This window comes from Streptomyces sp. NPDC004327 (genome assembly GCF_042873935.1).
Taxonomy (GTDB): Bacteria; Actinomycetota; Actinomycetes; order Streptomycetales; family Streptomycetaceae; genus Streptomyces.
The window spans coordinates 72,603-92,056 of the sequence record NZ_JBIAME010000013.1 but is presented as its reverse complement, the minus strand read 5'-3'; the positions used below and the strand labels follow the sequence as shown (position 1 = coordinate 92,056).

The following is a 19,454-nucleotide window of genomic DNA, read 5'->3' as shown; positions in this document are numbered from 1 at the left end:
GGCGGCACCGCTTCCGCGGTGTCGCCCTCGCTCCTTCTCCGGGCCCGGTGACAAGTTCCCCGGGCCCGGTGACGGAGCGGCGCACCAGCGCCGTCACGCACCTCAACAAGGGTGGGGATACCAGTGAGAATCGGTTTGAATATTCAGGGCGTACGGCGAAGGGAGGACCGCCGCAGGCGCCGCCGCGCGCTGGTGGTCCTGCCGCTCGCCTTGGCCCTCTCGGTGCCGATCGGGATCATGCCGGTCGCAGCAGCAGACGGAGCGGGGGGGCTGGGGCGCCCGGACCTGCCGGCGGAGCGTGTCACTAAGGTGAAGCCGTTCAGTGGTCCGGCGACGAACAAGGCCCGTGAGCAGGTGGCGAAGGACCTGCGGGCCAATGCTTCCCAGGCGAAGCGCGCCCGCGCGGAACAGCAGCGCGCCGTCTGGCCGAAGGCCGGCGCCGCGAACCTGGACCTGTCCGCGGGCAAGGCGCGGGCCGCCTCTCCGGGCGGCCTCCCGGTCAGCGTTCTCCCTTCGCCCACGAAGACCGGGCTGCCGGCAGGCACGGACACCACGGTCAACGTCCTGGACCACGCGGTCGCGGACAAGCTCGGCATCACGGGTGTCGTTCTGACGGCAGAAGCGGAGAACGCGGGCAAGGCCCGGATCAGTGTCGACTACGGGGCGTTCGCCTCCGCGGTCGGCGGCGACTGGTCCGGCCGGCTCCAGCTCGTACAGCTGCCTGGCTGCGCGCTGGTGACTCCGCAGAAGTCCGAGTGCCGTAAGCAGACCCCACTGGGCTCGCGCAACGATGCCAAGAACCAGACGGTCACCGCTGACCTCGTCGTCGCCAAGACCGACTCCGGTCCGGCTACCCAGCTCGGCACCAGTAGTTCCGGGGCGACCGTTCTCGCGCTGACCAGCTCGGGCAGCGGACAGTCCTCGAAGGGCACCGGAGACTACAGCGCGACCCCGCTGGCTGCGTCGTCCTCCTGGTCCGCCGGCGGCAACTCCGGTTCGTTCACCTGGTCGTACGGCTTCACGATGCCGCCGGCCGCAGCCGGACCGACGCCATCGCTCGGACTCTCCTACGACTCCGGAAGCATCGACGGCCGCACCGCCACCACCAACAACCAGAGCACCTCAGTCGGTGAGGGCTTTGCCCTGACCGAGTCCTACATCGAGCGCTCCTACGGCAGCTGCGACAAGGACGGGCAGACCGACGTCTTCGACCTCTGCTGGAAGTACGACAACGCCCGCCTCGTCCTCAACGGCAAGTCCTCCAGGCTGGTGAAGGTCTCCGACAACACATGGCGTCTGGAGAACGACGACGCGTCGAAGGTGACCCGCTCCACCGGGACAGACAACAACGACGACGACGGTGAGTACTGGACGGTCATCACCGGTGACGGGACGAAGTACGTCTTCGGCCTGAGCAAGCTCCCGGGTGCCACCACCGAGCGCACGAACTCCACCTGGAACGTGCCGGTGTTCGGCGACGACGCGGGCGAGCCCGGATACGACAAGGGCAGCACCTTCGCCGACCGCTCGTTGCTCCAGGCGTGGCGGTGGAACCTCGACTACGTCGAGGACACGAGCGGCAACGCAGCCACGTACTGGTACACCAAGGAGACCAACTACTACAAGAAGAACAAGGCCGCGACGGCCAGCGCCGTGTACGCCCGTGGCGGCTACCTGAAGGAGATCAAGTACGGCCTGCGCAAGGACGCGAACGGCAGTCTGTTCACGGACAACGCCGACGCGAAGGTGACCTTCACCTACGCCGAGCGGTGCACGGCCGCAGACTGCAGCTCACTAACAAAGGCGACGTCGCAGAACTGGCCCGATGTCCCTTTCGACGCGATCTGCGCCAAGGACGCCACAGACTGCCTGTCGACGTCTCCGAGCTTCTTCACACGCAAGCGCCTGACCGACGTCGACACCTTCTCGTGGAACGCCACGACGTCCGTCTACGACCCGGTCGACTCCTGGGACTTCACGCAGGAGTACCTGGACGGCGGCGACATCGGTGACACCTCCGACCAGACGCTCACGCTGAAGTCGATCAAGCGGACCGCCAACGCGGGTACGACCGCGATCACGACGGACCCGATCTCCTTCACCTACCAGATGCGTCCGAACCGCGTGGACGGCACGGACGACATCCTGCCGCTGACCCGCCCCCGCATCTCCACGGTCACGACGGAGACCGGCGCGATCACTACAGTGTCGCTCTCCTCGACGGAGTGCGTCCGCAGCCAGGTGATCGCGGCGCCGCAGGACTCCAACACCCGCAACTGCTACCCGCAGTTCTGGAACATCAACGGATCCCCGGACGCCTCGGTCGACTGGTTCCACAAGTACCGCGTCCTCGGCGTCGTCACCACCGATCCGGCCGGCCAGAACGACGGCGTCGAGAACGAGTACGTCTACAGCGGCGCCGCCTGGCACTACAGCGACGACCCGATGACCCCGAAGACGGAGCGGACCTGGTCCGACTGGCGTGGCTACGCCCAGGTCACCGTCTACAAGGGCTCGCGCAACACTCCTGTCCGCTCCAAGACGGTCTCGCTGTACATGCAGGGCATGGACGGTGATCCGAACAAGGACGGCACGACCAAGTCCGTCTCGCTCGCCCCGCTGAGCCAGCCGTCCGTCGGCCTTGCCACCGTCACCGACAGCGACCAGTACAGCGGCACCCTGCGGGAGCAGGTCACCTACGACGGCGCGACCGCGATTTCGGTCACCTCCAACCAGCCGTGGTCCCAGGAGACCGCCCGCCAGACTGGCGTACCTGACGCGGGCGATCACGTGGCCCGTTTCGTCCGGACGAAGAAGAATTACTCGTTCACGTATCTCACCGCTTCGGGGACCTGGCGGTCCAGCGGCACGGAAACCCTCACCTTCGACGACGGGCGTCCGGTGAAGGTCGTCGATTACGGCGACCGCGGCAAGTCCGGTGACGAGACCTGCACCCAGACCTGGTACGCCGACAACGACACACTCGGCCTCAAGAACCTTGCCTCGCGTGTCCGCACCGTCGCCCTGGGGTGCACGTTCGCCGAGACGGACCTGAAGCTGCAGGCCGCCGACGGCACCCGCGGCAACGTCCTGTCGGACACAGCTATGGCGTACGACGGCCTCACGTGGTCGGACACGATGGTCCCGACCAAGGGGCTCGCCACCTGGGCCGGGCGCGCCGAGACCTACGGCACCCCGATCAAGTGGCAGAAGATTGCCTCTACTGCGTATGACACGCTTGGCCGGCCGACCAAGGTCACCGATGCGGCCGACAACGCGACGACGACGGACTACACCCCCCTGGATGCGGGACCGCTGACCAGGACGACCGTCACCAACGCCAAGACGCAGAAGGTCTTCAACTACCTCGACCCCAGGCGCGGGCTCACCCTCCGCACCTATGACGCGAATCTGAAGAAGACGGAGCTCGCCTATGACGCCCTGGGGCGCCTGACCGACGTCTGGCTTCCCAACCGCATCCGCGGCACCGAGTCGCCCAACACCAGTTACCAGTACACGCTGAGCAACACCAAGCAGTCCTGGGTGTCGACGGCCACGCTCAAGGCCGACGGCACGACGTACAACACCAGCTACGCGATCTATGACGCGCTCCTGCGGCCGCTTCAGACACAGTCGCCGACCCCGCAGGGCGGACGGCTGCTGACGGACACCCGCTACGACAGCCGGGGCCTCGTCTACGAGACGCACGCCGACATCTTCGACAGTGCCAACTTGCCGAACGGCACATACACGCGCGTCGCGTACGGTGCGGCACCCACGCAGACCGAGACCGTCTTCGACGGTGCGGAAAGGGCGACGTCGAGCACACTGCTCGTCGGCGGCGTCGAGAAGTGGAAGACCACCACCACGTACACCGGCGACTCCACCGCCACCACCGCAGTCGACGGCGGTTCGGCCAGTCGCACGATCGTCGACGCGCTCGGCCGGACCACGGAGACACGCGAATACGCGGGCACTAAGCCCGACGACACCGCGTACGGAGCGACGCTTGGCACGTCCTACACCTCGACGACGTTCGAGTACACGCTGGACGGCAAGCAGACGAAGATCACCGGTCCTGACAAGGCCCAGTGGTCTTACACCTATGACCAGTACGGCCGGCAGAAGACCGCGACCGACCCGGACAAGGGCAAGAGCGAGTCGGAGTACGACTCCCTGGACCGCGTCACGAAGTCGACCAACGGCGGAAAGACCGTCCTCTCCGCATACGACGAGATCGGCCGCCCCACCAACACCTGGTCGGGCAGCGCCACGGACGCCACGCTCCTAACGGAACGCACCTACGACACGCCCCTGAAGGGCCTGCCGGCCTCATCGACCCGCTATGTAGGCGGCAAGGGACAGCTGAACTCGAAGGCGTACACGAAGAGCGTCACGGCCTACGACGAACTCAGCCGACCGACGACCACCGAACTGTCCCTGCCGGCCACGGACTCACTGTACGCATCTGTTCCGAACGGGAAGCTGACCTACAACACCACCTACCGCCTCGACGGAACCCTGGGCAGTGCGAGCGAGCCCGCACTGGGTGGGCTCGGGTCCGAGATCATCGAGTACGGCTACGGCTCGCTCGGCCAACTCACGTCCGTCAAGGGCCTGACCGGCTACCTGCAGAACGCCGACTACACAGCCCTCGGCCAGCTCCAGCAGATGACCCTGGGCATGGGCGGCACCGGCGACCGCAACGTCTACGTCACCAACTACTACGAGGCGGGAACCGGCCGACTCACCCGCAGCAACGTCACGGACCAGACGCATCCGTACATGCCGCAGGACCTCAACTACACCTACGACCAAGCCGGCAACGTCACCTCGATCGCCGACCCGGCCACCCTCGGCGGCACCGGCAAGGCCGAGACCCAGTGCTTCACCTACGACGGCCACCTCCGTCTGACCGAGGCCTGGACCCCCGCCTCGAAGTGCACGGACCCGCGGGCTGCGAACACGCTCGGCGGACCGGCTCCGTACTGGACGTCGTACACCTACAACCAGGGCGGCCAGCGACAGCAGGAAACGAAGCACGCGACGGGTGGCGACACCACCACCACGTACTGCTACACCCCGGCCAACCAGCCCCACGCACTGCGGTACACCACCACCCGCAATGTCACCACCGACTGCGTCGGTGACATCGCGGACCCGGCCAAGGACAAGCTCTACGACTACGACACCGCAGGCAACACCACCAAGCGACCGGGCTCGACCGCCCAGCAGGCCCTGACATGGTCTGAGGAGGGCCGGCTGGCCCAGCTCACGGAAGGCACCGACAAGTCCACTGACTACATCTACGACGCCGACGGCACGCTGCTGATCCGCAACACCAAGGACGGGGAACGGATCCTGTACGCGGGAGCCACCGAACTCCACCTGCCTACAGGCAAGTCCGCCTGGGCGCAGCGCACCTACACGGCAGGCGATACTGCGATCGCAGTCCGCACCAACCAGTCCGGCACCGGTCAGCTCCAGTTCCTCGCCGGCGACCACCACGGCACGCAGAGCCTCGCCGTCACCTCGGACACCACTCAGAAGGTCACCAAGCGCTACATGACGCCCTTCGGGGCAGAGCGTGGCGGGTCCATCGGCACCTGGCCGACGGACAAGGGCTTCCTCAACAAGACCGCCGACAAGACGACGGGCCTCACGCACATCGGTGCCCGCGAATACGACCCGGCGATCGGCCAGTTCATCAGCGTCGACCCGCTGCTCTCCACTGACCAGCACCAGTCGCTCAACGGCTACGCCTACGCGAACCAGCACCCGACTACGACCTCGGACCCGACGGGACTCCGGGAGATGTGCGGTGCTTCGGGCAACTCCTGTCACCCTGATGAGTACAACGAAGACGGGACCGACAACCGCGACGGCGACAGAAAGACAACAGGGGGCGGCGAATGCGGCCATGACCCTGATTGCCGCCGAAACTACAGTTCCCCCGGCATCGATACCCGCACGCCGGGCGAGAAGTACGACCTCAGCTTCACCACCCCCGTGGACCAGGTCTTCTTCGGCATCTTCCGAAATGTTCCCGCCACTGCTTCGCTCTTCGGCGCTGTGGCCGGGGATGACGACTGCTGGAATGGCGGGGCCGGGGCGCCAGGCTGCGACTACGGTGCCGACTACGACGAATGGATGCTCGAACACGGAGTCGATGCGACCTCCGACTGGTACCAGCTTCCTGGTTTCATCGCCGAGTTGCTCGCAAGCGGTCGCGCTGGCGAAGGGCCGAGCGGCCCGATCGGTCTCGGCAGGGGGATGCCCAAGGCTGGGAGCAACTGCTTCCTCGCCGGAACCCTTGTCCTCATGGCCGACGGCACTACAAAGAAGATTGAAGATGTCAGAGTCGGCGACAAGGTTCTGGCACAGGACCCCGAAACGGGGGGCGAGGCGGGCTCGAGGTCAGTCACTCAACTGATCAGAACCGAGGGAACGAAACGCCTGAACAAGCTCACCATCTCCACTCCCGACGGGAACGCGGAACTGACGGCAACGGCGGAACACCCGTTCTGGTCCCCTTCGGAGAACATGTGGATTTCAGCGAATAACCTCAAGCCGGGTATGACACTCCGCACAAACAAGGGTGCGACGGTCAGGATCCAGGGCAACAAATCCTTCACCGAGTACGTCAAGACGTACAACTTCACCGTTGATGAACTTCATACGTATTACGTACTCGCAGGGTCCACCCCGGTTCTGGTTCACAATTCTTGCCCCCCGAGCGGAGGAGGGGATATATTCTCTCACTTCACCGACGCTCGCGGCGTGCGCGGCATTGCGGGGGTAGATGTTAGTGAAATGTCCATTGGGCACACGATTGAGGTGAATAGTCTACGGTTCGGGCAAGGCGAGAATGGTTTCCTGGCTACCAGCTCAGGTGACATGTTTGCCACGACATTGGGGCGAGATGCAACGGCTGGGCAGCTTGGTAGAATTGGCGTCTTCGGCGATAGGCAAAACTACGTGATCCAGTTCAGTCAAGAGGCTGCATTCGATCATGGGGTGCGACCCGTGATGAACCCTGGGAATAGCTCCATTTTCACCTTCCCGGGTGGTACGGAATTCTCCGGCGGACACACTTACACGGTCACGAGGGTGCGATAATGGAATTGCCAGAGAGGGTTAAGCGCGGGCTAGACGGCCTTGCTTCACGGGACCTCGCATCCAGAGTGGAGGCGGTTGAGGAGCTTGCCACCTGCTCGTCTGACATCACTGCTCGCGTAGCTTCTGCGTTCGCAACGAGCGAGGAGGGTCGCTTCCTGATCTTCGAGCGACTGGGCCGTTTTGGGTCTCTTATGATTGAGCCCATGGAGCGCGTGCATCAGGAGGCGGAAGATCAGGATTTGAAGTTGATGTCGGCGTCGGCGCTAACTTACCTGGGGAGCAAAGTCGGCGTCCCGACGCTTATGGGAGCAATCGCGGCTGGGAATCCCAATTTGTGTATGGCTGCGATCTCACTTTCCTCTGCCGGGGTATCTGAGGCGGCCAATCCGATCGAGGAGGCTCTGCTCGAATGCGACCTCGCAGATACTCGAACCGTGGAGTGCCTCGTCTCCTCGCTCCGGCGATTGAAGCATGCGATGTCAGAGAGCGTTTACCTTCGCTTGAGAGAAGTCGAACCAAAGTGGTTGCGTGATTCACTCATTAACTGAGTTGAGTCCTGCACAGCATCAAAGCGGCAGGTAGTTTGAGTGTTTGCGTAGAGGCCCCACCACCGGGTGTTCCCGGTGGGGCCTCTACGGCTTTGTCGCCGGAGTTGCAAGGTAGGAGTCTCCTTCCTGTTCTCGTGCATTCACCCCTTCACTTGAAGTGAACGCGGCGGCGGGGTCCGGGAGGGGCTCGGGCTCATAGAGGGCCAAGAGGGCGACCTCTGTCGACGTTCAAGTTTTTCCCAGGTTGGGCGGTTTGAGCGTCATGGAATTCCCCATCCAGAATTCTCCCAATTGGCCATGGGTAGCGCGGAGGTCGGGATCGAGGGACCTGGTCATCTCGGAGTTGCTCAAGTTCATCGCCGGCCGATCAGCTTCCACGGCACCGAGTAGAGGGTGCGGCCGACCTTGATGTGCCGAGTCGACGTCCGCTCGACCGCCACGATGGTCCAGGGGAGCGCGTGGCCGGTGGTGTACCGGACTGAGGCGCCGCTGTAGATGTGGGTGAGGGCGAGGCGAGGGCGTCGTCGAGGGTCAGGGCGCGCAGGGTCACCATGCTGCGATCAGTTCCTTGGCGGTGGGGCGGTCGGCGGGGTCGGGGGCCAGGCAGGAGGCGATGGTGGCTTCGAAGGCGGGGAACGGCCAGGGTCGTACGTCGGTCAGCGCGCTGGTGCGGCCTGTGGCGATGACAGCCAGCTTGTCTTGGCGGTCGAGGTGGTCGTCGTAGGGGACGGGGCGGTGGCCGGTCCAGCACCAGAACAGGGAGGCGCCCAGGCTCCACACGTCGGCGGCCGGCTGCGCGTGAACGTGTGTGCCGGCTGGGGTCGCGAGGACGGCGGCGGCGATCTCGGGGGCGGTGGTGTGGGTCAGGGCACCGCGGTACGGCAGGCGCCGGTCGGTGTCGGGGCCGCAGGCGAGTGCGTAGTCGATGACTTCGGCGCGGCCGCCTGGGGTGATGAGGGTGTTGGTGGGCTGGACGTCGGCGTGTGCCCAGCCGGCGGCGTTAATGCCGGTCAGGTGCTCGGCCCAGGTGCGGGCGATCTGCTGGAGCCGGGGTCGGACCGAGGGCCGGTCGCCTTCGGGGCCGCGGGCCAGGGCGAGCGCCCGCCACAGCGGGACGCCGTCGACCCAGCCGACCGCGAGCCACCGACCTCCGTCCCAAGGCCCGGCGTCGATGCGGTAGTCGGGGCGAAGGGCTCTGGCCTCGGTGAGGCGGAGGAGGTGCTCGTCCTCCTGGGCAATCTCGGCGGCCTTGTCCCGGGCGGTGGCCTCGTCGGGGCTGTTCGCCTTCAGGGCCACGGCTCCCCGGGTTCCTTGGATCTTCCAGGCCCGGGAGCCGCGCCGGTCGCTCAGGAGGCTGGCGGTGAGGGGGTCGCCGAGCTGTTCGGTGAGGCGGGTGAGGGCTTCGCCGGGGGGAGGAAGCGCTTGGCCCATGTCTTGATTTCCTTCCACTGGTCGGGGACGTGCTCGAGGAGGTCGCGGCCGTCGTCCTCGGCGACGGCGAGGGCGGCCGCCAGGTGCGGGGTCGCGGTGAGGAAGCGGGGGTCGCGGCGGCGTACGGCGGCCCTCACGGGGAGGAACGAGACGGGGGCGGGCGGGATCCGGTCGCCGGTCCGGGTGGTTTCCTCCTCGCCCGCGTGGAACTTGCCGAACATGATCCCGACGGGGCCGTAGATGTTCTTGAGGACCCAGTGGGGCCAGGCCAGCAGGTCACGGTGCCGGGCGCCGGGGGCCTCGCCGAGCAGGACGATGTTCTCGCACCGCAGGCCGCCGTGCGGCCGGTTCAGCACAGGGCGCAGCCACTCCGCGGCCTGTGCGCCCGCGTGGAACAGCTCCGCCTCCACCGCCGCAGGCTCGCTGTCGGCCCGATACACGGTCCAGGTCGTCAGGCCCTGCTGGAGGGACCGAGCCAGGTAGGGGCAGTGGGCGGTCATCTCCCGCACGTACGCCGTGATGTCGACGGTGGTCGGGCTGGGGGTGCTGGCTTCGACGAGGCGCAGCGCCCCGGCGGTGGGCCGGGGCGCTGCGATGGTGCGGCCGGTGGTCACCGGCGGGCGGTCTGCGGCTGGTCGGGCGCGACATCGTCGCCGTCGCCGCCGGCGGGGCCGCAGTCCCACTCGGCGACCACGGTGCCGGTCTCGCGGTAGCGGGCGACGGCCTGCTCGTCGACGGTGCCGTGGGCGTCGGTGAACCAGATGGCTGGCAGCGGCCCGTACGCGGCCTCGTAGGCGGCGACCCAGGCGATCGGGCCGCGGCCGTTGTTGGCGATGTGGCGGATCGGCTGGCCGGCGGTCTCCTCGCACCCGGCCGCGTAGGCGGGCGTGCCGAGCATGTCGTGCCAGGCGGCGTCCACGGCCGGGGAGAACATCTCGGGCGCGGATTGGCCGTTCTTGAAGCGCTGGCCGGTGATGGTCAGGAAGCGGCGCAGCTCGAGGGTTGCGGTGGTCATGGTGGTGCCCCTCTCGGTGTCGAGTGGTGCTCGCCCGGCCCGGTCGGGCCGGGCGTCGTGCTGTGGGGATCCCCAGGTCTCGTCCGGGTGCGCGGCGGGTTCAGAGGGTCTTGGCGGGCCGGGGTGCGGCGGCTTCGGTGAGGCGGTCGAGGCGCTCGTAGAGGGCGCGGATGAGGCGGGCGCGGCCCTGGGCGCAGCGCGCCGTGCCGTCCGGAGCAGCGGACAGGCACCGGCTGGCTTCGTCCAGGACGACGTCGGCGTGGGCACGGGCGGCGTGGTCGGCAGGCAGTTGGTCGGCGGTGCGGCGGACGTCGGCGGCAACGGCGCGGGCGGCGCCGGTCAGCTGCAGCGCGATCTGGTGGAGGTCCGCCGGCTGTAGCCCGGTCTCGCCGGTCCAGCCGAGCACTGCCGTGGCCAGTCGCTCGTGGGTGCCTCGGTCAAGAGGGAGTTCACTTTCGAGGAGCCCTTCGGGGTCATGCAGGGCCAGGTGTGTGCTGCTCATCAAAGCCTCGCTGGGGCGGTCTCGCAGGAGGTGGCAGGGGCGGGCAGGGCCTGGCTGCCGCGTGCTCTTGGTTCTCGGGCTGCTGGGCGAGGAAAACGGGCGTAGCCGCGGTCGGCGCGGGCGGTCAGCGCGGAGGGGGCGGGCCGTGCCGGGGGTTGGGTGCGGTGGTGCTGGTCGTGCGTGCGTGCATGAGGCACCGCCCTTCCGCTGGTGGTCCGTCGGTGTTTCGACGCTACGGATGGCGCGGGCCGGGCCTCAAGAAGGTTGCGGATTGTTGCGCGGATTCACTCCAGGGCGTCGGCGGCGGCCCGGATGAGTGTGCGGGCGGCATCACCGTGGACGGCCATCTGCGCCAGGCCCTTGAAGGCTTTGGCGTAGTCGGCGAGTTCGCGGGGCTGGCGGACGTTGATGCCGGCGGTGAGGGTTTCCACCACGGTGTGCCGGTCGTCGTAGAGGTAGAACGCCTCCAGCGGCCACACCGTGCGCGGGGTGCCGAGCGGGATGATGCCCAGGGAGACCGACGGCAGCGGCATCACGGTGAGCAGGTGCTGGAGCTGGCCGGCCATCGTGGCGGGCGGGCCGATCCGGGTGCGCAGCACCCACTCCTCGATGAGGACGACGAACCGGTGGTCGCCCTCGTAGAGGAAGCGGGAGCGGGCCAGGCGTGCGGCGAGGGCTTCGGGGATGTCGTCGGGGGTGCCCTGGAAGTCGGTGATGGAACGCATCAGGGCTTCGGCGTAGTCGGCGGTCTGGAAGAAGCCGGGGATGACGTTGGAGACGTACGCGCGGCAGGTGCGGGCGGCGGCGTTGCGGGCCAGAACGTCTTCCTGGGCGCGGCGCATCCCGGCTCGGTGCTGGCGGCGCCACTCCATGTACATCGAGTCCACCGCGCGGGCGGTGGCCACCAGGTCCGCGGCCTGGTCCTCGGCGTTGCAGGCGGTGCACCAGGCGCGGATGTCGGCGTCGGAGGGCGCGGCCTTGGCGCCGAGGAGGCGGGAGGTCTTGGCCTTGTCCCAGCCACAGCGGCGGGAGAGCTCACGCCCGTTGATCCCGGCGTCCCGCATGAGGTGGCCCAGGCGCACCGCGAGGGCTTCGCGGGCGGCTTGGGCGCTGGATGACGGGGAGACGGGCATGAGGCGCGGGAGGTCCCTGTGGTGGGGAGGGTCTGGGTTATGGGGTGTACTTGGCGTGGGGGATGGCGCGCTCCCACACCGTCTCGAACGCGGTGCGGCACAGGGCGGCCGCGGCCGGGTCGGTGGTGCGTTCGCGGCCGTCCTTGGCCCAGTCGCCGGTGCCGGTGAAGTGGTGGAACTGCACCACCGTGTCGTCCAGGAGCCAGAAGTCGTTCCCGGGCAGAGGGATGGTGCTCGCTTCGCGGCGGGGCAGCCAGCGGACCTGCTCGCCGGCCTCGAGGTTGAGCGGGGTGATGGCATGCTCGTAGCGGATGTAGTCGGTGACCGGCTCGGAGACGATCCGCGCGCGGCGCATCACCACCCCGCGGCCCACCGCCTCCCGCACGAGGGGCATCCACTGCGGCCAGAACGAGCGGGTCGGGTCCAGGTTCGGGATACCGGTGCGCAGGAAGGTGGCGAAGTCGCCGGCTTCGTCTGCGACGGCGTAGCTGTCGCGCATCTCCAGATGGACGGCCGTGCGCTCGGTGGCCGCCAGGAGCTCAGCGAACGTCGCGCCGTGCAGCGTTAGCGCGTTCAGCGGCATCGCACGCCTCCCTCAGGACCGGCACCATCCGGGCCGGGATGCGGATCACCCGCTCGTGCGCGGGGATGCCCTTCTTGTGGCCGGCCACCCACTGCGTTTCGCCGACCAGGGCGGTGAGGAGCTCGTCGGCCTCCTCGCCCTGCAGGACGAGATCTGCGGACTCCTCTTCGACCCACACCGTCGGCGATCCCTCACCTCCGGTGTTCGGGTCCATCCCGACGAACCGTAACTCCATGGCGGTCATCCCTGTCGAGCTGGTTGCGGATGGTTGCGCACACCGACCGTCCCGCGCCGCTGCGCCGGCGGTCAAGAGCGCGAGCCGCGCCAAGCCTCTGGAGCTTGCGTGCGCCCCAGAGGAGACGGCATCCGGGCCGCCGGAAGAGTGAACCTGCGTACGTGGGCGCGGCCCTAGGAGCTGTCCGATGGGTCGTGAAAGCCGGTCAGGGCTGTGGCCTAGTGTTCGCTGAACGAAGGGGGTCGCATGTCGCGTTACGCAGCCGAAGCAGAGGCGAAGATGAAGGGGATCACGTTTCCGGCCTGGCAGGGGGAGCACTACGTGACCCTGGCCGAGCTGCTGGTTCGCCTCGGCAGCTTCGGCTTGGACCTGACCTGGCGTGTCGAACTCGACGAGATCGTCGATCCTCGCTGTGCCGAGATGGCGGGACGGTCCGCCGACTCCGGCATGGACACGTTGACACTTCTGTCGCTGACGACCCCCTTCCTTCAGTTGATCGACGCCGAAGCATGTGGGTTCGCCGGGGATGACCTGGTGGTTGTCCTGAGCGAATTCGACAGTTCCTTGTGGGACGTCAGAGCTGTCGACGAGCGCGTACTCAGCGAACTTCGCCACCACTACCCCGATGCCACGGACCTGTGAACGAGGCGCTTTACTTCGGGCGAAGCCATAGGCGGATCGCGGCCACGGTGACCGTCCCGTGGAAGACGTAGGCCCCCTGGTCGTAACGCGTGGCAATGGCCCGGAAGTTCTTGAACCGGTTGATGGTCCGCTCGACTTCGTTGCGCCGGCGGTAGACCGTCTTGTCGAACCCGGCGGGCCGGCCTCCTCGGCTGCCGCGGCGCCGGCGGTTGGCCCGCTGGTCTCTCGGCCCGCGGATCGTGTGCTTGATCTGACGTCTGCGCAGGTGACTCCGATTGCGGCGTGACGACTACGCCTTATCGCCCCCAACATGGTCGGGCCGGGTGCGCGGTCGTCCACCAGCCCGCCGGGGCACAAGGATCTCTTCCGGAACGGGAATCATCTGCAGCGCGTCACCCCACTGGCCGGGCGTGATCACAAACCCGAGCGGTCGACGCCCGCCTTCCCCGGCGAGGTGGATCCTGCTTGTGAGCCCGCCTCCCGAGCGTCCCAGGGCCTCGTCAGAACGGTGACGCGCCGGGCTCCTGCGTCGACCCGGAGACTTCGGGGCACGGCCGGCGGCGCCGGCCGCGTGCTGATGAGCGCGGCAGCGCGGCCCATAGCGGATGAAACAGGGGGATGACCTGCTGGACTTCGTCGGGGGTGAGGCGGGTGAAGTGCTGCCTGTGCGCCTATCTCCAGCCGTACCAGGACCGCCTACGACCACGCCGTGGCGGAGGGCGTCTGCGCGGGCAAGCACAGCTGGCTTTGTCCACGAGAACGGGAGTCGTTTATCGATGAGCGCGGGAGGCACCCCGAAGGGGGCCAAGTCGATGTTCACGAGTTCGGGTTCTGGCACAACTTCCGTGAAGTCGAACCGGTCCTTGATGCCCGAGGCTGGTGATCTTGGTGAACCAGCAGGTCAACAGCTCATCCAAAAGCTGGCGCGAGACCGGCCGACGTGGTTTCACGGAAGTTGTGCCAGAACCCGAGTTCGGGAGGCACCTGCCACTGGCCTGATGTGTCCATGTAGCCCCGAACTCCAGGCGCCGGGCATTGTGAACCACGCTGCCGAGGTCGTCACCAGCTGCGATCAGGCTGGCGACTGCGCCCGCAGGCAGAACCCTGCCTACACAGCCGCATCGGTGAGGGTTCCGTCTTGCTCCGGAAGCAGCTCGGGCATCCCCTCCACCAGCACCACGACCCCGATGACCTCCCCGGCCTCGGAACGGCCGACCCACACCGGGTAGGTACCGTCCCCAGTCGTCGCGAAAGACATGAGCTCGCCGCCGGAAGCCTCGTCCCAGGTGCGCTGCATGAACAGGGAACCGTCGTCGATGTCCTCGTATCCGTCCAGGTCCGGCTCTCCCTGGATCAGTCCCCGCTCGAAGAGCGCTGTGAGCGGCTCCCAGGCCCCGGCGTCGGCGAAGCAGCCAGTGGCACTATCAGTGCCGAAGCCGGCTATCTGCTGCTCGATGAACAGCCGGGGATCGTCGTCCGGGCCGAGGGCCATCTCCCAGGTCGCCGCGGGAGTCTCGCTGATGAGCAGGCGGACGGCCTTGGTTTCCGTGGTCGTGACCTCAGCGTTCCGCCACTCGCAGTGGTAGCTGAAGCGGACCCGCGCCTCGTCGAGTATGTACTCCCTGGGCGGGACAGGGACCGTGATGCGCGGTCTGTCGCCGCGGTCGATGTCCGGGTCGGAGACGGCCAGCAGCCCGCTGGGCACGCGCAGGGTGCCGACCCGGCGCGGCTCCACGACGGTCATCTCGGGGTGGTACCCGTCGGTCACGCGCACCCCGGGCCGGAACAACTCGTTGATCGGCCCGGGCTGCGCGGGACGCGGCGGACGCCAACAGGTGACGGGGGTGCCTCCGTCACGTGGCTCGGCTGCCTCGGCCACCTCAGCCGCCTCGAAGGTCACCGGCTCAATGAGCCCGTGTACCTGGGCCGAGAGCAGTGGCCACTCCCCGAAGGCGGGGCGGTCCATCCAGCGTTCGTCGTCCCTGAGTTCGGGCGAGGTGGTGTAGGAACCCCCGCCATGTCGCTCCTCCGTCCGCCGGCCCCTGCCGTCCGGGAAGAGGTCCACGGTGATGCGTGGACACGCCTTGTCGAACTCCGCCATCTCCGGGCCTGTGTAGTACCAGCCGACGGAGTACCGACGCAGCAGCCGCGACGGGTCGTCCAGAAGCCGCATGTCCAGATCGTAGGTGCGACGGCCTTGGACGTCGTAGACCCACAGCCCGACGTAGTGGTCCCGCCAGGAAACCAGCCGGACTTCCAGTGGGGCCTTCCGCCCCGGCTCCCGGTACACCACCACGTACGGAAGCCCGGCGGCATCCCGCTCCCTGGCCTCCCCGGCGGACATAGGCCGCCAGGGCGCACAAACCTCCAGGTCCCACGCCTGCGCGTACCCCACCTCAACGACCATTGCCGCTCCTCTTGCTGCAACCAGCCTTGACTCTGTGCTGAGCTGCAAGGTAGCCGCTGCCCATGACAACGCCCTTGCGAGCGGGCTGCGAGCCGGCTCCGGCGCCGAGACGGTCGTGCCGGTGATCCGCTCCACGGCCCGCTCGGTAAGTGGCCGGCGTGATCCGTTGAGCCGCAGACACCACTCCGTCATGGGCCGCTCAGAAGCAGCACTCAGTGACTCCCGAACTCATCGACATTGATCAAGCCACAGGGCGACGCGGTGACTCCCAAAGCCTTCGACAAACGACTCCCCTTCTCGGGTTCTGGCTCACATTCCGTGGAGCATGCACTCTGAGTGACGGTTGTCGGGCGAGTGGGCCCTGAGGAAGATGCCCGGAATTGAGCCGTACCGGGTGCAGTGTGGCTGAGAGTTCGGCCCGTGGAAGAAGTGGTGCTCCGGCTGGAGGAGTTGCTGTTCCCGTCGATCGCTGACGTGGTGGTGCTCTCCGTGGCCGTGAACGACGAGGCGGTGCACATCGAGGCCCGCAGCACGGTACCCGGGGCCGTCTGTCCCGGATGCGGTAGCTGGTCACGGCGGATTCACTGCTCCTACCTGCGCTTTCCCGCTGATGTCCCCAGCGGAGGCAGACGAGTCGCTCTCTGTTTACGCGTCCGCAGGTTCCTCTGCCCAGTCATCTCGTGCGGGCGGCGGACCTTCGCCGAACAGCTGCCGGGCTTGACCCGTCGGTATGGCCGGCGGACCGAGCGCCTGCGGGCGACGCTGGCCGCGGTCGGCCTCGCGCTCGCTGGCCGGGCCGGTGCCCGCATGGCGATAGTCTTCGGCGTGTCCGTCAGCCGCAGCACGGTGCTGAGGCTGGTCGGAGCCTTGCCCGACCCGGAAGTCCCGGCCCCGCGCGTGGTTGGCGTCGATGAGTACGCGACCCGCAAAGGCCGCCACTACGGGACCGTCCTGGTCGACGTCGAAAGCCGTAGGCCGGTGGACCTACTACCCGACCGGGAGGCGTCCAGCCTGGCCGCTTGGCTCGCGCAGCGACCCGGGGTGGAGGTCGTCTGCCGCGATCGGGCACCGTTCTTCGCCGAAGGCGCCACGGCCGGGGCGCCCCAGGCGGTGCAGGTGGCGGACCGGTGGCATCTTTGGCACAACCTAAGCGAGGCTGCAGAACGTTGTGTCGCAGACCACCGTGGATGCCTGCGGGTGCTGGCGACGGATCCTGCCCAGCCTGCCCCCGAGCCGGAGAAATTCGAAGATCCGTCCGGCTCACCCTGGCCAAGGGGACACCGCTTCGCTGATCGCACCCGCGTCAACCACGCGACTGTCCACGAACTGCTGGCAGCTGGGCTCAGCTGGCGGGCGATCGGCCGCCAACTCCGCATGACTTCCCGCACCGTCAAACTCTTGGCCGACGCAGCCACCCCGGAGGACCTCTTCCACGGGCAGTGGCAGGGCCGGCCGTCCAAACTCGACCCCTTCAAGCCCTACCTGGATGACCGCTGGAACCAGGGCTGCACGAAGGCCTGGACGGTGTGGGAAGAGATCGTGCCGCTCGGCTATCAAGGCAGCTACCAGCGGGTTCGCGCCTACTTCCGGGAGAAGCGGCTCTCGCCGGGCCCCGTCACAGCTCGGCCGCCGTCACCCCGCGTCGTCGCCGGATGGATCCTTCGCCGGCCGGAAACCCTCAACGAGACGGAGCAACTTCGACTCAAGGCCGTTCTGGTCCACTGCCCTGAACTGGACGCCCTCACCGGCCACGTCCGCTCCTTCGGCCAGATGCTCACCGAGCGCCAGGGTGAACGGCTGCCGCAGTGGCTCGATGCCGTCCGGCACGACGACCTCCCCGGCCTCCACACACTCGCCGCAGGCATTGACCGTGACCGCGATGCGGTCATCGCCGGCCTCACCCTGCCCTGGAGCTCAGGCGTCGTCGAAGGCCACGTCAACCGAATCAAGATGCTCAAACGCCAGATGTTCGGCCGGGCCGGCTTCGCCCTTCTCCGCAAACGCGTCCTGCTCTACTCGTAAAGCACAGGTCAGACCCTGTCCTCAAGGAGTCCGAAGCCTTCCAGGAACCCTTCCAGGAACTCGCGCCGTGCCGGGTCGGACTCGGCTTCGGCCATCGCCCCCAGCAGTTCGATCAACTCGTTCCGCTGTTCGCCCGACAGCTTGCTGACCACGTGGGCGACGCCCTCCATGACCTTGACGGCGTCGTCCGGATCCATCTGCTCGTCATCACTACCCTCCACGAACCACAGGACATCGACCAAAGCCTGGGCCAGGGCGTGAGTCAGAGACGAGTACACGGGCATCAAGGCGGACTCCCAGCAGGTCACGGCAGCAAAGGTCCGGCCATCCCACCACACACCACGGACATCACACTCAGTCAGCCCTCCACGGAAAGTGAGCCAGAACCCCTTCTCGTGTACAGAGCCACACAGCCGCTGGGGACGGATCTGCGTCCTGCCCGGCGGCCACCGGGCTCCAGGCTGGCGGGTACAGCACCGCCGCCCGCGCTGCTCCCTCGCCCTCGCCCTCGCCCTCGCCCTCGCCGCCGATGACCACCCCCCAGCAGCCTCCTGGCTCGGTTCGCGCAGTACCCGCCCGTAGGGCTCGCAGTGCCGGGGCACCGCATCCCCGCGTCCGCTCCCCCTCAGCGGCCTCACCTTCTCAGGCCCGGGCCGTTATATCTGCGCGCTACCGCCACGGGTTGCGCCACGTCCAGGGGCCAGCTCACCGTCTGGCCCCACCGTCCGGTGTGCCGGCGCCTCCGCCTGGACAGTGGTCTTAGCCGGCCCGGGCTTCCGCCTCGGATACGGTGTTCCTCTACGGGGTGCCCTTTACGGATGTGACGCCCCCTACCGGAGGTAGTCAGCGTATGAGTTCAAAGCGCAGCAAGAATCCAGCCCTGCCCGTACTTGACGACGCATTCCGGCTCGCGTCGGTCAAGGACGCCGAAGAGTCCGCCCGTGACTTGGCCGCACGGCTGGCCACCACCGAGCTGCGCCGCGTTTCCCACCCCGGCCGGGTCACCTGGGAACCCACCGATCAGGCCGAGCCCGTCCCGGCCCCGCCGACCGTGGTCGATGGTGACGGAGACCTGTGGCTGCGAGACCGGGCCACCGGCACCTGGACCATGCCCGAGTTCGACCCGAAGGAGTTCCCGGCCCGCTGTGGCGAGGTTCTGACGTGGAACCAGCTTGCCCGGGAGTTCGGCCCGCTTACCGGACTGGCCGACGACCGCCGCGTCGGCGGCGGCCGGCGCCGCTGACCACGCGGCCTTCGCGCGGATCATCCTGCCGAACAGGCCTCCGGGTCGCCGTCGGGTCCGGCGTTCGCCGCCGGCAGCGAGGCGACTTGGCCGGCGAGGACGCCTGACCGCGTCGGCCGTCCCTTCCCCACCGGGCCCGAGGACCTCGATGAGTTTGCGCACGGCGTCGTCGACGCGGTCCGCGGCGCCCGCGGGGCGCCGAGTGGCCTCCTCGCCCCGAAGGAGCAATCCAAGCCGGTCGGCGAGGAACATCCGGACGACCGCCACACCGTCGGCCCTCTCCTGGGCCTGCCGGGGTGAGGGCTTGCCGGTGGTGTGCCGGATGGAGGCACCGCTGTCGCTGTAGACGCGGGTGAGGGTGGCAGCGTCGTCGAGCACCCGGGCGCGGCGCGCAGGGTCACCGTGCGGTGGTCAGCCCGCAGGGTCACCGTGCGGTGGTCAGCTCCTTGGCGGTGGGGCGGTCGGCGGGGCCGGGGGCGGCGCGGTGAGGGCGTCTTCCAATCTCGGGGAACGGCGCGGCCGGGCGCCGCGCAGTGCTGTGATGGTGCCTGTGGCGGTGACTGCCCGTTTCTGC

Annotated in this window: 14 protein-coding genes and 1 pseudogene; 5 read left to right on the top strand and 10 right to left on the bottom strand. The window is 67.9% G+C overall.

Annotated features, from left to right (window positions below; all coding sequences use genetic code 11):
- Positions 1 to 237 precede the first annotated feature (237 nt).
- Both ACFYU9_RS35375 and ACFYU9_RS35370 read left to right on the top strand, forming a co-directional pair.
- Positions 238 to 7,119 (top strand): polymorphic toxin-type HINT domain-containing protein, encoded by a 6,882-nt coding sequence (locus tag ACFYU9_RS35375; RefSeq protein ID WP_389347788.1) that lies wholly within the window; start codon positions 238 to 240, stop codon positions 7,117 to 7,119.
- Entirely contained in the window at positions 7,119 to 7,667 is a 549-nt protein-coding gene (locus tag ACFYU9_RS35370; RefSeq protein WP_389347691.1) for a hypothetical protein, read from the top strand. The genes ACFYU9_RS35375 and ACFYU9_RS35370 overlap by 1 nt, the downstream gene beginning before the upstream one ends.
- Before the next feature lie 546 nt (positions 7,668 to 8,213).
- On the opposite strand, the gene ACFYU9_RS35365 is transcribed toward ACFYU9_RS35370, so the two are convergent.
- From ACFYU9_RS35365 to ACFYU9_RS35335, 7 genes are all read right to left on the bottom strand, one after another.
- Complete coding sequence (locus ACFYU9_RS35365) at positions 8,214 to 9,098, bottom strand: protein kinase (protein ID WP_389347689.1); 885 nt, start codon at positions 9,096 to 9,098, stop codon at positions 8,214 to 8,216.
- Positions 9,014 to 9,712: a DUF6875 domain-containing protein gene (locus ACFYU9_RS35360; protein ID WP_389347687.1), complete on the bottom strand. Its 699-nt coding sequence runs from the start codon at positions 9,710 to 9,712 to the stop codon at positions 9,014 to 9,016. Before ACFYU9_RS35360 ends, ACFYU9_RS35365 begins: the two co-directional genes overlap by 85 nt.
- The gene (locus tag ACFYU9_RS35355; protein WP_389347685.1) at positions 9,709 to 10,113 is read right to left on the bottom strand and encodes a hypothetical protein; all 405 of its coding nucleotides are present in this window, start codon (positions 10,111 to 10,113) and stop codon (positions 9,709 to 9,711) included. The genes ACFYU9_RS35360 and ACFYU9_RS35355 overlap by 4 nt, the downstream gene beginning before the upstream one ends.
- Positions 10,114 to 10,213: 100 nt before the next feature.
- Positions 10,214 to 10,615, bottom strand: coding sequence for a DUF6415 family natural product biosynthesis protein (locus ACFYU9_RS35350; protein ID WP_389347683.1), 402 nt, complete (start codon positions 10,613 to 10,615; stop codon positions 10,214 to 10,216).
- A 284-nt stretch (positions 10,616 to 10,899) separates the two neighbouring features.
- Positions 10,900 to 11,748 carry a DUF5753 domain-containing protein gene (locus tag ACFYU9_RS35345; protein ID WP_389347681.1) on the bottom strand — a complete coding sequence of 283 codons (849 nt, stop codon included), beginning with the start codon at positions 11,746 to 11,748 and terminating at the stop codon, positions 10,900 to 10,902.
- A 37-nt stretch (positions 11,749 to 11,785) separates the two neighbouring features.
- Entirely contained in the window at positions 11,786 to 12,331 is a 546-nt protein-coding gene (locus ACFYU9_RS35340) for a DUF6879 family protein (protein WP_389347679.1), read from the bottom strand.
- Positions 12,288 to 12,566, bottom strand: coding sequence for a hypothetical protein (locus tag ACFYU9_RS35335; RefSeq protein WP_389347677.1), 279 nt, complete (start codon positions 12,564 to 12,566; stop codon positions 12,288 to 12,290). Before ACFYU9_RS35335 ends, ACFYU9_RS35340 begins: the two co-directional genes overlap by 44 nt.
- 246 nt (positions 12,567 to 12,812) lie before the next feature.
- Here ACFYU9_RS35335 and ACFYU9_RS35330 point away from each other — a divergent pair, with 246 nt between their 5' ends.
- On the top strand, positions 12,813 to 13,208 hold the full coding sequence (locus ACFYU9_RS35330; protein ID WP_389347675.1) for a hypothetical protein: 396 nt from the start codon (positions 12,813 to 12,815) through the stop codon (positions 13,206 to 13,208).
- Between the two features lie 10 nt (positions 13,209 to 13,218).
- On the opposite strand, the pseudogene ACFYU9_RS35325 reads toward ACFYU9_RS35330, so the two are convergent.
- Together ACFYU9_RS35325 and ACFYU9_RS35320 are read right to left on the bottom strand one after the other, a co-directional pair.
- Positions 13,219 to 13,797, bottom strand: a pseudogene (locus tag ACFYU9_RS35325) (IS5 family transposase); the annotation flags it as partial.
- Positions 13,798 to 14,316: 519 nt separating this feature from the next.
- Positions 14,317 to 15,750 (bottom strand): DUF4241 domain-containing protein, encoded by a 1,434-nt coding sequence (locus tag ACFYU9_RS35320; protein WP_389347673.1) that lies wholly within the window; start codon positions 15,748 to 15,750, stop codon positions 14,317 to 14,319.
- 285 nt (positions 15,751 to 16,035) lie between these two features.
- Between ACFYU9_RS35320 and ACFYU9_RS35315 the strand changes: the two genes are divergently transcribed.
- Positions 16,036 to 17,637, top strand: a complete 1,602-nt coding sequence (locus tag ACFYU9_RS35315; protein ID WP_389347671.1) for an ISL3 family transposase — start codon at positions 16,036 to 16,038, stop codon at positions 17,635 to 17,637.
- 8 nt (positions 17,638 to 17,645) lie between these two features.
- Here the strand turns inward: ACFYU9_RS35315 and ACFYU9_RS35310 are convergent, their stop codons facing one another.
- Positions 17,646 to 17,858 (bottom strand): hypothetical protein, encoded by a 213-nt coding sequence (locus tag ACFYU9_RS35310; RefSeq protein ID WP_389347669.1) that lies wholly within the window; start codon positions 17,856 to 17,858, stop codon positions 17,646 to 17,648.
- Positions 17,859 to 18,487: 629 nt separating this feature from the next.
- On the opposite strand from ACFYU9_RS35310, the gene ACFYU9_RS35305 reads away from it, so the two are divergent.
- Positions 18,488 to 18,880 (top strand): hypothetical protein, encoded by a 393-nt coding sequence (locus ACFYU9_RS35305; RefSeq protein ID WP_389347667.1) that lies wholly within the window; start codon positions 18,488 to 18,490, stop codon positions 18,878 to 18,880.
- Positions 18,881 to 19,454 lie beyond the last annotated feature (574 nt).